Here is a 14,449-nt window from a genome sequence, read left to right on the forward strand (position 1 = left end):
GTTCAACGCTGGGACCAAAGGTCCTTTTTTTATTTCCCGAAGCGCACCGGATCGCCGAGTGCGTGAGAATGATCGCGGTACCCGAAGACAGGAGCCCCACCCATGTCCACCAACTCTCCCGACGACCGACCGGAGCGCGAGCCGCGTCGCCGGGACGGCGGTGACCAGGGCGGATTCCGCGGTGGTCGTGACAGTCGACCCAGCGGCCCGAGCCGGGACAGCGACCGCGGTGGCTACCGCCGGGACGACAGCCGTGGCGGAAGCCGCGGTACCGGTGGCAGTGGCGGGGGCTTCCGTGGCGGTCGTGATGACCGTTCATCGGGCGGCCCGCGCCGTGACGATCGCGGAGGACGTCCGGGCGGCGCCGGTGGGTACCGGGGTGGCCAGCGTGATGACCGTGGTGGCCGTCCGGCCGGTGGTGACCGCGGTGGGCGTCCGGGCGGTGACGGAGGCGGTTTCCGGCGAGATGACCGGCGTGATGGCCGTCCGTCGTTCCGGCGTGATGACAGTCGCGGCGACCGGCGTGATGACGGTCGTGGTGGGCGTCCTGGCGGTGGTTTCGAGCGTCGTGATGACCGGGGCGGTGACCGTGGTGGGTACCGCGGTGGTCGTGATGACCGTTCGTCCGGTGGGCCGCGTCGTGATGACCGTTTCTCGGGTGGTCCGCGTCGGGATGGTGAGCGCAGTGGTGGTTTCCGCCGTGACGACCGTTCCGGCGGTGGCGGCTTCCGCCGTGACGACCGGGGCAACGACCGCGGCGGGTTCAGGGGTGGTCGTGACGACCGTCCTTCGGGTGGTCCGCGCCGCGATGACGACCGCGGTGGCCGTCCGGGTGGTGGTTTCCGGCGTGACGATCGGCGTGATGACCGTCCGTCGTTCCGGCGTGATGACAGCCGTGATGATCGTTCGTCCTTCCGCCGTGACGACAGTCGTGGTGGGCGTCCCGGTGGTGGTTTCGAGCGTCGTGATGATCGGGGCCGTGATGACCGGGGCGGTGACCGTGGTGGGTACCGCGGTGGTCGTGATGACCGTTCGTCCGGTGGGCCGCGTCGTGATGACCGTTTCTCGGGTGGTCCGCGTCGGGATGGTGAGCGCAGTGGTGGTTTCCGCCGTGACGACCGTTCCGGCGGTGGCGGCTTCCGCCGTGACGACCGGAGCAACGACCGCGGCGGCCGTCCCTCCGGTGGTGACCGCGGTGGCTACCGAGGTGGCCAGCGCGACGACCGGGACCGTGGTGGGTACCGCGGCGGCCAGCGTGACGAGCGGGGCGGCGGATTCCAGCGGGACGACCGTGACCGGGACCGTGAGCCGGTCAAGCGGCTTCCGATTCCCGAGGATGTCACCGGCGAGGAGATCGACAAGGACGTACGGCAGGAGTTGATGAGCCTGCCCAAGACCCTGGCCGAGGATGTCGCCAAGAACCTGGTGATGGTCGCCCGGCTGATCGACGAGGACCCCGAAGAGGCGTACGCGTACTCGCGTATCGCCCTCCGGCTGGCCTCCCGGGTCGCCGCCGTGCGTGAGGCGGCCGGGTTCGCCGCATACGCGACGCAGAAGTACACCGAGGCGCTCGCCGAGTTCCGTGCCACGAAGCGGATGACCGGAAGCGTCGAGCTCTGGCCCGTCATGGCCGACTGCGAGCGCGGCCTGGGCCGGCCCGAGCGGGCGATGGCGATGGCCGGAGAGCCCGAGGTCCAGAAGCTCGACAAGGCCGGACAGGTCGAGATGCGTCTGGTCGCCGCCGGTGCGCGCCGCGACATGGGGCAGATCGACGCGGCGATCGTCACGCTGCAGAGCCCGGAGCTGGCCTCCCACTCCGTACAGCCGTGGACCGCGCGGCTGCGGTACGCGTACGCCGACGCGCTGCTCGCCGCGGGGCGTGAGGACGAGGCCCGTGAGTGGTTCGCCAGGACCATCGAGTCCGACAAGGACGGCTCGACGGACGCATCGGACCGGCTCGCGGAGCTGGAGGGTGTCGAGTTCGTCGATGTCGAGGAGGAGTTGGGCGACGAGCCCCATGAGTCCCCGTCCGATGCCCCGGACCGGAACCGGAGTCTGGACGATGACGGTACGGACGAGGACAGCACGGACGACGACAGCACGGGCGACGACAGCACCGCGGGCGGCCGGGGCTGAAGTCAGCCCCGGCGCCGGCCGGCCCGTCCGGGCAGTACGGTCGGCGGGCTGAGACGCAGTAGGTGAACGAGCAGGGCCGCACCCCGGGAGACCGGGGTGCGGCCTGCTCGTTGTGGTGGAGCGCTCCCTGCGGCTCAGCCGATGGCGAGGCGGCGCAGCACGAGCCCGGTCGCCGGTTTCGGGCCGAACGAGGTCGATTTACGTGGCATCGTCACACCCTGGCGGGCCAGTTCCCGGACGACCTCCTCGCGTACCGGGTACATCAGGACGGCCGTACCGCCCAGTCGCTCGGCCTGTTCGACGGCCGCGTCCGTCGCATGGATGTACGTGATGTGCTCGGGCGCGTCCGGGACCGACCAGACCTTGTCGAGCAGCGTGTGGTGGAGCACTGTCGCGTCCAGCGTCCGCCAGGCCATGGGGTGGTCGGCGGGGACCGTGCGGGCCAGCAGCTCCGGTGACGGACGGTCGGCGAGATGGAAGCGGCCGTCCCCGGCGAGCAGAAAGGCGTTGCCCGCGGACGCCGCGTCGGCGAGGGCGGCAAGGGCCTCCGGGAGCGCGTCGAACGACTGGACCCGGAAGGCGCCGTCGAGCGCCGTCAGTGCCTCGGAGACCGGCAGCCGGCGCAGTACCCGGTGGATCGCCCTGACCTGGAGCGGATAGTGGACCGTGTCGATGAGGAGCACCAGGCCGTATCCCCAGGGGCCGGGCCCCGGGTGTTCGTCGCGCAGCCGGAGATAGGTCGCCCACCGGTGGTGCCCGTCGGCGATCAGGGCCTGCCGCCCTGCCAGGTCGGTCTGCGCCTCCGCGATCTCCGCCGGATCGGTGACGGCCCACAGCCGGTGGCTGAAGCCGTCCTCGGTGACCGTCGCGAGCAGGGGGTCTCCGGCTATCGCCCGCTCGATGACCGCCGCCGCGCCCCGCACGCGTGCGGCTCCCGTTGCCGTTCCCGCCGGTTCCGTCGCGTCGCCGCGGTAGGTCAGCAGGAGCGGTTCGAAGTTGACGGCCGTGGTCCGCATCAGCGCCGCCCGGTCCGCGACGATGTCGGCCATCACGTCCTCGTGCGGGAGGACCACGCCCTCCTCGGGGGTGGAGAGGGCCAGGGTGCCGATGAGACCGCGTTGGAGCACCTCGCCGTGGCGCTGCTCGTACACATAGAGGGCGGCCTCGGGGTCCGCGGCCAGGATGCCGTCGTCGAACCACTCCGTGAGCGTCGCCGCGGCCTTCTGGTTGCGGGCGGCGGGAGTGTCGGCCTGGGGCAGGATCAGGCGCACGATGTTGTGCGGATCGGCGGACTCCAGATGGTGCAGCCCGTCCGGCCGGACCACGACATCGTACGGCGGGGACGTGACGGCCGCGAGACTGCCGACGCGTTCGGGAACGTAGCGCACTCCGCGGAAAGGGAAAAGACGCAGTCCGTTGTCCGCATGCCGACCACTTGAAGTCATTGGTGCATGGTATGTGGGGATCCGTCATACGGGATGATCGGAGAAGAACAGCGACAAGGAGTGCGATGACCCGGCAGACCAGGACCAGCCCAGACGGCATGACGACCCCCTTGAGTGAGACGTACGACACAGCCCTGCTCGACCTGGACGGGGTGGTGTACGCGGGCGGCGCGGCCATCGCCCACGCCGTCGATTCGCTCGGGAGCGCGCGGGACGGCGGGATGCACCTCGCGTACGTCACCAACAACGCGCTGCGGACACCGGAGGCGGTGGCGGACCACCTCACCGAACTGGGCGTGCCCGCCGATGCCTCCGATGTCATCACATCGGCCCAGGCGGTCTCCCGGCTGATCGCCGATCAGTTCCCGCGGGGAGCCAGGGTGCTGGCCATCGGCGGGGAGGGGCTCCGGGTCGCGCTGCGCGAACGCGGCCTGGAACCGGTGGACTCGGCCGACGACTCCCCGGTCGCGGTGGCGCAGGGGTACGGCGGCCCGGACATGACCTGGGCGCGGTTCGCCGAGGCCGGGTACGCGATCAACAGCGGTCTGCCATGGTTCGTCTCCAATACGGATCTGACCATTCCCAGCGCGCGCGGGATCGCTCCCGGTAACGGCGCCGCGGTCGAGGTCGTCCGGATCGCGACCGGGGCCGAACCGCAGGTGGCCGGGAAGCCGCTGCCGCCGATGCACCGGGAGACCGTGCTGCGGACCGGCGCGAAGCGGCCGCTGGTCGTGGGGGACCGGCTGGACACCGACATCGAGGGCGCGTTCAACGGCGGGGTGGACTCGCTGCTCGTACTGACCGGCGTGACGGACGCGGCCCAGCTGCTGGCCGCACCGCCCGAGCACCGGCCGACCTATGTGGACGCGGATCTGCGCGGGCTGCTCACCGGCCAGCCCGAAGTGACCGAGGACGGCGGGGTGTTCCGCTGCGGCGGCTGGAGCGTATCGGTACGGGACGGGGAGCCTGCCGTCGACGGTGACGGGGGCCCGCTGGACGGGCTGCGGGCGCTGTGTGCCGCGGCCTGGACAGAGGCGGGCGACGGTACGTACGGTCGGGACGCCGGCAAGGCGATCGCCCGCATCGGGCTCTGACCTCGCAGGGCTTCGGCGCCCGCCCGGTCCCGGGGCGGGTGTCCACGCCCGGTCCCGGTGCGGCTGTCCGCTTCGGGCTCCGGGGCCGGCCCGTACCGCCGCCCGGTCGGAGAACCGCCAGGGTTAGGCTAACCTAACCACGTGTTGGTCGACAGTCCCTCCAGGCAGAGCGCGGAGCAAGCCCCCGCGCCACCCAGGCGCAACGCGGCGCGCGCAGCCGGGCTGCTGCTGTCGCTCGCCCTGCTGCTCCTGGTCGTCGTCGCGAGTATCGCGATCGGTGCCAAGGCGGTGCCGCTGGGTGAGGTGTGGCACGGTCTGGCGCACAGCTCGGGCACGGGCGACGACGTACTGATCCGGGATGTGCGCGTCCCCCGCACCGTCCTCGGGGTCCTGGTCGGGGCCGCGCTCGGGGTCGCCGGAGCGGTGATGCAGGCGCTCACCCGCAACCCGCTCGCCGAGCCCGGCATTCTGGGCGTCAACGCGGGTGCGTCCGCCGCCGTCGTCTCCGCGGTGAGCTTCCTCGGGGTCAGCTCCTTCACCGGCTATGTGTGGTTCGCCTTCGCGGGCGCCGCCGTGGTCTCGGTCCTCGTCTACGTACTGAGCGGGAGCCGCGGGGCCACCCCGGTACGGCTCGCGCTCGCCGGTACGGCCGCCACCTACGCGATGTTCGGCTACGTCAACGGTGTGGAACTGCTCAACTCGGACGCCCTGGACAAGATGCGCTTCTGGACGGTCGGTTCGCTGGCGTCGGCGACCTCCGGGACGGTGACGCAGGTCTGGCCCTTCGTGGTGGCCGGCCTGCTGGTGGCGCTGCTGCTCGGCCGCCCGCTCAACGCCATGGCGCTGGGCGACGACACGGCCAGGGCGCTCGGCGCGCACCTCACCCGCACCCGGGTCCTCGCGATGCTCGCCGTGACCCTGCTCTGCGGATCGGCGACCGCCGCCTGCGGGCCGATCGTCTTCATCGGGCTGATGGTCCCGCACATCGTCCGGGCGATCACCGGACCCGACATGCGCTGGACGCTGCCGTACGCCGCGGTCCTCTCGCCCGTCCTGCTGCTGGGCGCCGACGTCGTCGGCAGGATGGTCGCCCGGCCCGCCGAGCTCCAGGTCGGCATCGTGACCGCGCTCATCGGCGGCCCCATCTTCATCTTTCTCGTACGCCGCCGGAGGATGACTCAGCTGTGAAAGCGATGCACGCGATACGTACCCCGGGCGGGCTCTCGCTGCGGGTCGAGGCCAGAGCAGCGGTCGTGGTCGTCCTGCTTGCCGTGGTCGCCCTGGTGGCCGGTGTGGTGCTCATCGGCAGCGGTGACTACCCGATCGCACCCACGGACGTGATCCGCACCCTCCTGGGCAGCGGCACCACGGCCCAGGAGTTCATCGTCAACGACCTGCGGCTGCCCAGGGCGCTCGTCGGGCTCCTCGTCGGGGCGGCGCTGGGCGTCGGGGGCGCGGTCTTCCAGTCCATCTCCCGCAATCCGCTGGGCAGTCCGGATGTGATCGGCTTCGGACAGGGGGCGAGCGTCGGAGCACTCGCGGTGATCGTGCTCTTCCACGGCGGAGCGACCGCGGTGGCCGGCGGGGCGGTCGTCGGCGGCCTGGCCACCGGCATCGCCGTGTACACGCTGGCCTGGAAGCGGGGGGTGCACGGCTACCGGCTGGTTCTCGTCGGTATCGGCGCCGCCGCGATGCTGACCGCCTGCAACAGCTATCTGCTCACCAAGGCCGGCCTGGTCGACGCGACCCGCGCCGTCGTCTGGATGACCGGCTCACTCGACGGCCGCGACTGGTCGCAGGTCTGGCCGCTCCTGGCCACCTCTGTGGTGCTGATGCCGCTGGTCATCGGGTACGGGCGCAATCTCAGGATGCTGGAGATGGGCGACGACGCCGCGTACGCCCTGGGCGTACGGGTCGAGCGGACCCGGCTGGTGCTGATGCTGGCAGCGGTCCTGCTCACCGCGGTGGCCACCGCCGCCGCCGGGCCGATCGCCTTCGTGGCTCTCAGCGCACCTCAGCTCGCCCGGCGGCTGACCCGCTCGCCGGGCGCCAACCTCATCCCCTCGGCCCTCATGGGCGCCGCCCTGCTGGTCGTCGCCGACTGGACCGCCCAGCGGGCCTTCGGCGACCGGCAGCTGCCGGTGGGAGTGGTGACGGGGGTGCTCGGCGGCTGCTACCTGCTGTGGCTGCTGGTCTCCGAACGGAAGGCAGGACGGATCTGATGACAACCAGGAGTACCACCATGCAGCGACTCACCGCCGAATCCGTCACCCTCGGCTACGAGCAGCGGATCATCGCCGAGAACCTCTCGGTCGAGATCCCCGACAACTCCTTCACCGTCATCGTCGGCCCCAACGCCTGCGGCAAGTCGACACTGCTGCGCGCCCTTTCGCGCATGCTGAAGCCCTCCCAGGGGCGGGTGCTTCTCGACGGGCAGGCGATCGGCTCGATGCCGGCCAAGAAGGTGGCCAGGACGCTGGGCCTGCTCCCGCAGTCCTCGATCGCCCCCGACGGGATCACGGTCGCCGACCTGGTGGCCCGCGGCCGCTACCCGCACCAGGGCCTGCTGCGCCAGTGGTCGCCCGATGACGAGCGCATCGTCGAGGAGGCGATGGCGGCCACCCGGATCGGCGAGCTCGGCGACCGTTACGTGGACGAACTCTCCGGCGGCCAGCGCCAGCGCGTGTGGATCGCGATGGCGCTCGCCCAGCAGACCCCGCTGCTCCTCCTCGACGAGCCGACCACCTTCCTCGACATCCAGCACCAGATCGATGTGCTCGACCTCTGCGCCGAACTGCACGAGACGCAGGGGCGCACCCTGGTGGCCGTGCTGCACGACCTCAACCACGCCGCGCGCTACGCGACCCATCTCATCGCCATGCGGGACGGCGAGATCGTCGCCGAAGGGGCGCCGGGCGATGTCGTCACCGCCGCGCTCGTGGAGAAGGTGTTCGGGTTGCGCTGCCAGATCATCGACGACCCCGAGACGGGAACACCGCTGGTGGTGCCCGCCGGGCGCCGGGCGCGGACCGCGGCCGTGGTGGCGCCCACCACGGCTGCTGCCGCGTCCTGAGGCACGGCCGGGGCAGTGTCCCGAGCCGTAGCTGGAGCGGCGTCCCCGGGCACGGCTGGGGCCCTGAGACGTGGCTGGAGCGGTGCCCTGGGGCGTGCCCGCGGCAGTGTCCTGAGGCGCGCCCGCAGCAGAGCCCCGGTCGCTGCGGCTAGAGCAGCGTCCTGAGGCGCAGCAGATCGCGGAAGCCCGCTTCGAGCCGTACCCGGCCCGAACCCCAGGCCTTGGCGAAGTTCAGCTCGCCCCCGACCAGGGCCACCAGATCGTCGCCCTTCATCGCGAGCCGGATCTCCGCCTTGCCACGCGGCGGTCCTTCAAGGGTGTCGAGCACCTGGATCCGGCCGTCCACCAGACGCCCGGTGAAGGTGACGTCGAGATCGGTGATGTGGCAGCTCAGCGAGCGGTCCAGCGCTGCCGCGCCGCGTACCTGGCTGTTCGCCTCTGTCATGTTGTCCGAGAGCCTGTCGAGGGCGCTGCGGCACTCTTCTGTCGTCGCCATCGTGACCGACCGTACCGCAGCGCTTCGGGGTAGCGTCTGGGCATGAGTGACGCGATGCCGGAGCCCTCCGGGGCGCAGGCCGGGAGCCAGGACGGCCAGGACCGTACGGAAGACGCCCCGGCGCCGCTGGGTGTGGTCCGCACACCCACCGGGGACGCCGGGGTGGACCGGGTGCTCGACCGGCTGGCCGACGCCGACCACCTCGACGCCGACGGACATGTCGAGGTGTACGAAGATGTACATCAGGGGCTGCGCCGGGCGCTGGACGCGCTGGACGCACCGCCCGGACCGCCGGTCCCGGCCCGTGGCCCCCTCCCTCAGACCGTCCCTCACAACAGCAGGAGCTGAACCGAACGTGGCAGGAGTGGCACGCCGACGTCTCGACGCCGAGCTGGTCCGCCGGAGTCTCGCCCGCTCACGGGAGCACGCGAGCCAGCTGATCGCCGCGGGGCGGGTGACCGTCGCGGGCACCACCGCGACCAAGGCGGCCACCCAGGTCGAGACCAGCGCGGCGGTCGTCGTGCGCAAGGACGACACCGACCCCGACTACGTCTCGCGGGGCGGTCACAAACTCGCCGGCGCCTTCGCGGCCTTCACCCCGCTCGGCCTGCGGGTCGCGGGGCGCCGGGCGCTCGACGCGGGCGCGTCGACCGGCGGCTTCACCGATGTCCTGCTGCGGGCGGGCGCCGCACAGGTCGTCGCGGTGGACGTGGGGTACGGGCAGCTCGCCTGGTCGTTGCAGAGCGACGACCGGGTCACCGTCAAGGACCGTACGAACGTACGCGAGTTGACGCTCGACGCCATCGGCGGAACCCCCGTGGACCTGGTCGTGGGCGACCTCTCGTTCATCGCGCTGGGGCTGGTGCTGCCCGCTCTCGTGGGGTGCGCGGGCCCGGACGCCGACCTGGTGCTGATGGTGAAACCGCAGTTCGAGATCGGCAAGGACCGGCTGGGCAGCGGAGGCGTGGTCCGCAGTCCCGGGCTGCGGGCGGAGACCGTGCGGACAGTGGCCGGGCAGGCGGCCGGGCTCGGACTCGGCGTGCGGGGTGTCACCGCGAGCCCGCTGCCGGGGCCCTCGGGGAACGTCGAGTACTTTCTGTGGCTGCGGGCGGACGCGCCCGCGCTCGATCCGGCGGATGTGGAGCGTGCAGTGGCGGAGGGGCCGCAGTGACGGAGTCAGCATCAGCACCGGCAGCGGGCCGGGCAGCGCGGGGAGCGGCACCTGCCGTGGCGGCGGGACCCGCGGTGGAAGCGCCTGCGGAACCGGCGGCGGCGCCCCCCGGGGACCGTACGGTCTTCCTGCTGGCGCACACCGGGCGGCCCGCCGCCGTCCGCAGCGCCGAGCGCGTGGTGGAGGGGCTGCTGAAGAACGGCCTGCGGGTGCGGGTCCTGGCGGCGGAGGCGGCCGACCTGCCGGTGCCGCCATCGGTCGAACTCGCCGACGAGGCCACCCCCTCCTGCCTGGACGGCTGCGAGCTGCTGATCGTCCTCGGCGGCGACGGAACGCTGCTGCGCGGCGCCGAGTTCGCCCGCGCCTCCGGGGTGCCGATGCTCGGCGTCAACCTCGGCCGGGTCGGCTTCCTCGCCGAGGCCGAGCGCGACGACCTGGACAAGGTCGTCAACCGGGTGGTCTCACGTTCGTACGAGGTCGAGGAGCGGATGACCGTCGACGTCCTCGTGCACAACAACGGGGACATCGTGCACCGGGACTGGGCGCTCAACGAGGCGGCCGTGCAGAAGACCGAGCCCGAGCGGATGCTGGAGGTCGTCCTGGAGATCGACGGCCGCCCCGTCACCGGCTTCGGCTGCGACGGCGTCGTCTGCGCCACCCCGACCGGTTCCACCGCGTACGCCTTCTCGGCCGGGGGACCGGTGATCTGGCCGGAGGTGGAGGCGCTGCTGATGGTGCCCATCGGCGCGCACGCCCTGTTCGCCAAGCCGCTGGTGACCTCGCCCTCGTCCGTCCTCGCCGTCGAGGTCCAGCCGCACACCCCGCAGGGCGTCCTGTGGTGCGACGGGCGCCGCTCGGTGGGACTGCCCGCCGGGGCACGCGTCGAGGTGCGCAGGGGAGCCGTTCCCGTACGGCTGGCGCGGCTGCACCACGCCTCCTTCACCGACCGGCTGGTGGCCAAGTTCGCACTGCCCGTTGCGGGCTGGCGGGGCGCTCCGCACTGAGCCCTACCGGACCCCCGCCGGGTACCCGGTGCGGCCCGGCCGGCGGGCCCTGCGGCCGGGCCACGTCGCACGGGACCCGGGAAACCTCGTATGGTCATGTGCGTGTTGGAGGAGATGCGGATACGGTCGCTCGGAGTCATCGACGACGCTGTGGTGGAGCTTTCACCCGGCTTCACCGCGGTGACGGGTGAGACCGGCGCGGGCAAGACCATGGTCGTGACCAGCCTGGGGCTGCTGCTCGGCGGGCGCGCCGACGCCGCCCTGGTACGGCTCGGCGCCAAGTCGGCGGTGGTGGAAGGGCGGATCGCGCTGCCCGACGGCGCACCCGCCGCGGTACGGGCCGAGGACGCGGGCGCCGAACTCGACGAGGGCGCGCTGCTCATCAGCCGTACGGTCTCGGCCGAAGGGCGCTCGCGGGCGCACATCGGCGGGCGTTCCGTACCGGTCGGGCTGCTCGCCGAGCTCGCCGACGAACTGGTCGCCGTACACGGACAGACCGACCAGCAGGGGCTGCTGCGCCCGGCCAGACAGCGCCAGGCGCTCGACCGGTACGCCGGGGATGCGGTGGCGGTCCCGCACACCAAGTACGCGGCTGCCTACACGCGGCTGCGAGCGGTCGCCGCCGAGCTGGCGGAGCTGACCACCCGGGCACGGGAACGGGCCCAGGAGGCCGATCTGCTCCGCTTCGGTCTCGACGAGATCGCCGCGGTCGAGCCGCTGCCCGGTGAGGACACCGAACTCGCCGCGGAGGCCGAGCGGCTCGGGCACGCCGAAGCGCTCGCGTCCGCCGCGTCCGCCGCGCACACCGCGCTGGTCGGCAACCCGGAGGACCCCGAGGGCATCGACGCGACGACCCTGGTCGCCGGGTCGGGGCGGGCGCTCGACGCGGTACGCGCCCATGACCCGGCGCTGGCCGGGCTCGCCGAACGGATCGGCGAGATCGGCATTCTGCTCGCCGACGTCTCGGGGGAGCTGGCCGGTTACGCGGACGACCTCGACGCCGATCCGCTGCGGCTGGCGGCCGTCGAGGAACGGCGGGCGGCGCTGACCCAGCTGACCCGCAAATACGGTGAGGACATCGCGGCCGTCCTGGCGTGGGCCGATGAGGGCGCGGCGCGCCTCACCGAGCTGGAGGGCGACGACGACCGGATCGGTGAACTGACGGCGGAGCACGAGGCGCTGCGCTCCGAGCTGTCCGGTCTCGCGCAGGCGCTCACCGACGCGCGCACCGAGGCGGCCGAACGGTTCGCGGACGCCGTCACCGCCGAACTCGCCTCGCTCGCCATGCCGCACGCCCGGGTGACGATCGACATCCGGCAGACCGACGACCCCGAAGGAGTGGAGGTCGGCGGGCGTACGGTCGCCTTCGGTCCGCTCGGGGCCGACGAGGTGGAACTGCTGCTGGCCCCGCACCCCGGTACGGCAGCCCGCCCCATCTCCAAGGGGGCGTCCGGCGGTGAGCTGTCCCGGGTGATGCTCGCGGTCGAGGTGGTCTTCGCGGGGTCCGATCCCGTACCGACGTATCTCTTCGACGAGGTCGACGCCGGGGTCGGCGGCAAGGCCGCGGTGGAGGTGGGCCGGCGGCTCGCCAGGCTCGCGAGGTCCGCGCAGGTGGTGGTCGTGACGCATCTGCCGCAGGTGGCGGCCTTCGCCGACCGGCAGCTGCTCGTCGAGAAGACCCACGACGGCTCGGTCACCAGCAGCGGTGTCACCGTCCTGGAGGGCGAGGACCGGGTACGGGAGCTGTCGCGGATGCTCGCGGGCCAGGAGGACTCGCAGACGGCACGGGCCCACGCCGAGGAGCTGCTGGCCACGGCGCGGGCGGACGGCTGAACGGGTGGACGGCTGAACGGACGGACGGCTGAACGAAGCGGCGGGACCGGGATCCCCGGTCCCGCCGCCCCGTCCCTGGGTGCGGCGGAGGGGCCGCCTAGGGTGGGCGCATGACCAGACACGGCGCCCGCACCACCGCACTTCTCGTCTCGTTCGGCGCGACCCGCGCCGCGGCGACGGGGCTGCGCCGCCGGTTCCCGGGCGGCGCGGCGCGCTGGGAGCGCACCAACTACGCCGGGCGCACGGTCGATCTCTGCGCGGGCCCCGCCACCACGGTCGGGGCGGCGCTCGGCGCGCTCGCCTGCACCCTTCCGCCCCGGGCGCGCGGTGCGGCGGCTCTGGCCGTGCTCGCCGCCGGGGCCTGCGGGGCGTACGACGACACCGCGGGTGCGGGCGATCCGCGCCGTGGGTTCCGAGCCCATCTCGGGGCGCTGCGCCACGGCGAGATCACCAGCGGCGCCGTGAAGCTCCTGGGGATCGGCGCGGCGGGTCTGGCCGCGGGCGCGCTCCTCAGGGACCGCCCGGCCGACCGGGTGCTGGCCGGTGTCGTCGTCGCGGGCAGCGCCCACCTCGTCAATCTGGTGGACGTGCGCCCGGGACGGGCCGCCGTCGCGGTCCTCGGTCTCACGGCGCCGGGTCTGCTGCGGCGCGGCCCGGCGGCGGCGCTCGCCGCCGCACCGCTCGGGGCCGCCGCCGCGGTCGTCATCGACGATCTGGCCGAACAGACCATGCTGGGCGACGCGGGGGCGCATGCGCTCGGTGCCGCGCTCGGTGTGGCGATCGTCGCGGGCAACGGCCGGGCCGGGCTCGCCGCACACGCGGCGGCGGTGGTCGCCGCCGCCGCGTACGGTGACAAGGTGAGCCGCGCGGCAGCCTGTTGAGCCGCATCTCACCCATGCGAGTGACAGCGCCCGCGCGTTGACGTGCCCGTACCGGGGCCAGGCCCCCGGGGAGTGCCGGAACCCGCGCGCGGGCTGGCATCCTGGGGCGCACACATCCGTCCGACGCCGACTCAGGAGCTCCGGTCAGTGAGCAGCACCCAGGTCCCGCCGTACGGCCGTTCACCTCTCCGCGCCGTACAGGTGCTGGGCGGCGGCAGCGCCGGCAGCAGCGCACATGTCCGGTCGCTCACCGGGGGCCTGGTCGAACGGGGCGTGCACGTCACGGTGTGCGCCCCCGTCGAGCTTGAGGGGACGTACGGCTTCGGCGAGGCAGGCGCGCACTTCGTGCCCGTACCCCGGCGCAGTGATCCGGCGGCCGTCGCAGCGCTGCGCGCCGCCTGTCTGCGGGCCGACATCGTCCACGCGCACGGTCTGAACGCCGCCGTACGGAGCTCACTCGCGCTCAGCGGAGTGCGCAGGCCGCTCGTCGTCACCTGGCACACCCGCCCGCACGCCGAAGGGGCACGGGCGCGGTTGCTGCGGCTGATGGAGCGAAGGGCCGCCAGGGCGGCGGCAGTTGTGCTCGGTACGTCGTCCGAACTGGTCGACAGGGCGCGCAGCCGGGGGGCGCGCGACGCGCGGCTCGCGCCGGTCGCTGCCCCCGCGCCCCGAACGGCGGCGACCGGCCCCGAGAGCAAGGCGCGGGCGGAACTGGGTGCGGTGGACCGGCCGTTGGTGATGGCGGTGGGAAGCCTCGTCGCGCACCACGGTTACGGGACGCTGCTCGACGCGGCGCGGCTCTGGCAGCACCTCGACCCGGTACCGCTGCTGGTGATCGCGGGCGAGGGCGCGGAGCGTGCCGCGCTGCAGAGCCGGATCGCGGCCGACGGGCTCGCGGTCCGGCTCATGGGCAGCCGCGAGGACGTGACGGAGCTGCTCGCCGCCGCCGATGTGGCGGTGCTCTCCAGCCGTTGGGAGGCACGGTCGCTGCTGGCGCAGGAGGCGCTGCGACTGGGGGTGCCCCTGGTCGCCACGGCGGTCGGCGGGGTGCCCGAGCTGGTGGGTGACGCGGCCGAACTCGTCCCGTACGGGGACCCGCAGGCGCTGGCCGCGCGGGTGACCGCCCTGCTCGGCGACCCCGGACACCGGGAGCGGCTCGCCGCCGCGGGCCTCGCTCAGGCCGCGAGCTGGCCGACCGAGGACGAGACGGTGGCCCATGTGCTCAGTGTCTACGACGAGTTGACCGAATCCATGGCGAGTTGACCGAGTCCACGGCGATCTGAACCAATCCACGGCGAGTTGAGCGGGACCGCCGA

At 73.0% G+C, this 14,449-nt stretch carries 14 protein-coding genes; 12 read left to right on the forward strand and 2 right to left on the reverse strand.

The features are described 5' to 3' along the window. Window positions 1-295: 295 nt before the first annotated feature. Both ACWGKJ_RS23940 and ACWGKJ_RS23945 read left to right on the forward strand, forming a co-directional pair. Window positions 296-1,381 (forward strand): hypothetical protein, encoded by a 1,086-nt coding sequence (locus ACWGKJ_RS23940; RefSeq protein WP_453315811.1) that lies wholly within the window; start codon window positions 296-298, stop codon window positions 1,379-1,381. Then, window positions 1,381-2,136 (forward strand): tetratricopeptide repeat protein, encoded by a 756-nt coding sequence (locus ACWGKJ_RS23945; protein WP_385034190.1) that lies wholly within the window; start codon window positions 1,381-1,383, stop codon window positions 2,134-2,136. Before ACWGKJ_RS23940 ends, ACWGKJ_RS23945 begins: the two co-directional genes overlap by 1 nt. Before the next feature lie 134 nt (window positions 2,137-2,270). Here ACWGKJ_RS23945 and ACWGKJ_RS23950 read toward each other — a convergent pair whose 3' ends face one another. Further along, window positions 2,271-3,581: a DUF1015 family protein gene (locus ACWGKJ_RS23950; protein ID WP_385020791.1), complete on the reverse strand. Its 1,311-nt coding sequence runs from the start codon at window positions 3,579-3,581 to the stop codon at window positions 2,271-2,273. A 65-nt stretch (window positions 3,582-3,646) separates the two neighbouring features. On the opposite strand from ACWGKJ_RS23950, the gene ACWGKJ_RS23955 reads away from it, so the two are divergent. From ACWGKJ_RS23955 to ACWGKJ_RS23970, 4 genes are all read left to right on the forward strand, one after another. Continuing rightward, on the forward strand, window positions 3,647-4,675 hold the full coding sequence (locus ACWGKJ_RS23955) for an HAD hydrolase-like protein (RefSeq protein WP_385020794.1): 1,029 nt from the start codon (window positions 3,647-3,649) through the stop codon (window positions 4,673-4,675). A 141-nt stretch (window positions 4,676-4,816) separates the two neighbouring features. Continuing rightward, window positions 4,817-5,863, forward strand: a complete 1,047-nt coding sequence (locus ACWGKJ_RS23960) for a FecCD family ABC transporter permease (RefSeq protein WP_385020797.1) — start codon at window positions 4,817-4,819, stop codon at window positions 5,861-5,863. A 5-nt stretch (window positions 5,864-5,868) separates the two neighbouring features. Further along, window positions 5,869-6,897, forward strand: a complete 1,029-nt coding sequence (locus ACWGKJ_RS23965; protein WP_453315816.1) for a FecCD family ABC transporter permease — start codon at window positions 5,869-5,871, stop codon at window positions 6,895-6,897. 20 nt (window positions 6,898-6,917) lie between these two features. After that, entirely contained in the window at window positions 6,918-7,748 is an 831-nt protein-coding gene (locus ACWGKJ_RS23970) for an ABC transporter ATP-binding protein (RefSeq protein ID WP_385020800.1), read from the forward strand. Between the two features lie 148 nt (window positions 7,749-7,896). On the opposite strand, the gene ACWGKJ_RS23975 is transcribed toward ACWGKJ_RS23970, so the two are convergent. Continuing rightward, window positions 7,897-8,244 carry an SCP2 sterol-binding domain-containing protein gene (locus ACWGKJ_RS23975; RefSeq protein ID WP_385020803.1) on the reverse strand — a complete coding sequence of 116 codons (348 nt, stop codon included), beginning with the start codon at window positions 8,242-8,244 and terminating at the stop codon, window positions 7,897-7,899. 42 nt (window positions 8,245-8,286) lie between these two features. On the opposite strand from ACWGKJ_RS23975, the gene ACWGKJ_RS23980 reads away from it, so the two are divergent. The 6 genes from ACWGKJ_RS23980 (at window position 8,287) to ACWGKJ_RS24005 (ending at window position 14,396) form a co-directional block, all read left to right on the forward strand. Continuing rightward, complete coding sequence (locus tag ACWGKJ_RS23980) at window positions 8,287-8,592, forward strand: hypothetical protein (RefSeq protein ID WP_385020806.1); 306 nt, start codon at window positions 8,287-8,289, stop codon at window positions 8,590-8,592. Between the two features lie 7 nt (window positions 8,593-8,599). Further along, window positions 8,600-9,415, forward strand: coding sequence for a TlyA family RNA methyltransferase (locus ACWGKJ_RS23985; protein WP_385020809.1), 816 nt, complete (start codon window positions 8,600-8,602; stop codon window positions 9,413-9,415). A gap of 56 nt (window positions 9,416-9,471) precedes the next feature. Then, window positions 9,472-10,419 carry an NAD kinase gene (locus tag ACWGKJ_RS23990; RefSeq protein ID WP_385020811.1) on the forward strand — a complete coding sequence of 316 codons (948 nt, stop codon included), beginning with the start codon at window positions 9,472-9,474 and terminating at the stop codon, window positions 10,417-10,419. Window positions 10,420-10,509: 90 nt separating this feature from the next. Continuing rightward, window positions 10,510-12,252, forward strand: a complete 1,743-nt coding sequence (gene recN / locus ACWGKJ_RS23995; protein WP_385020814.1) for a DNA repair protein RecN — start codon at window positions 10,510-10,512, stop codon at window positions 12,250-12,252. A gap of 110 nt (window positions 12,253-12,362) precedes the next feature. Then, complete coding sequence (locus tag ACWGKJ_RS24000; RefSeq protein WP_385029574.1) at window positions 12,363-13,133, forward strand: hypothetical protein; 771 nt, start codon at window positions 12,363-12,365, stop codon at window positions 13,131-13,133. A 147-nt stretch (window positions 13,134-13,280) separates the two neighbouring features. Beyond that, window positions 13,281-14,396: a glycosyltransferase family 4 protein gene (locus ACWGKJ_RS24005; RefSeq protein ID WP_385029571.1), complete on the forward strand. Its 1,116-nt coding sequence runs from the start codon at window positions 13,281-13,283 to the stop codon at window positions 14,394-14,396. Window positions 14,397-14,449 lie beyond the last annotated feature (53 nt).

This window comes from Streptomyces sp. NPDC054757 (assembly GCF_053612185.1).

Excerpts from the sequence above, each read along its gene's own strand:
- ACWGKJ_RS23980 (WP_385020806.1), top strand. The coding sequence starts at position 8,287 with ATGAGTGACGCGATGCCGGAGCCCTCCGGGGCGCAGGCCGGGAGCCAG.
- ACWGKJ_RS23965 (WP_453315816.1), top strand. The coding sequence starts at position 5,869 with ATGCACGCGATACGTACCCCGGGCGGGCTCTCGCTGCGGGTCGAGGCC.
- ACWGKJ_RS23950 (WP_385020791.1), bottom strand. The coding sequence starts at position 3,581 with ATGACTTCAAGTGGTCGGCATGCGGACAACGGACTGCGTCTTTTCCCT.
- ACWGKJ_RS23975 (WP_385020803.1), bottom strand. The coding sequence starts at position 8,244 with ATGGCGACGACAGAAGAGTGCCGCAGCGCCCTCGACAGGCTCTCGGAC.
- recN (WP_385020814.1), top strand. The coding sequence starts at position 10,510 with ATGGTCATGTGCGTGTTGGAGGAGATGCGGATACGGTCGCTCGGAGTC.
- ACWGKJ_RS24000 (WP_385029574.1), top strand. The coding sequence starts at position 12,363 with ATGACCAGACACGGCGCCCGCACCACCGCACTTCTCGTCTCGTTCGGC.
- ACWGKJ_RS23955 (WP_385020794.1), top strand. The coding sequence starts at position 3,647 with ATGACCCGGCAGACCAGGACCAGCCCAGACGGCATGACGACCCCCTTG.
- ACWGKJ_RS23970 (WP_385020800.1), top strand. The coding sequence starts at position 6,918 with ATGCAGCGACTCACCGCCGAATCCGTCACCCTCGGCTACGAGCAGCGG.
- ACWGKJ_RS23945 (WP_385034190.1), top strand. The coding sequence starts at position 1,381 with ATGAGCCTGCCCAAGACCCTGGCCGAGGATGTCGCCAAGAACCTGGTG.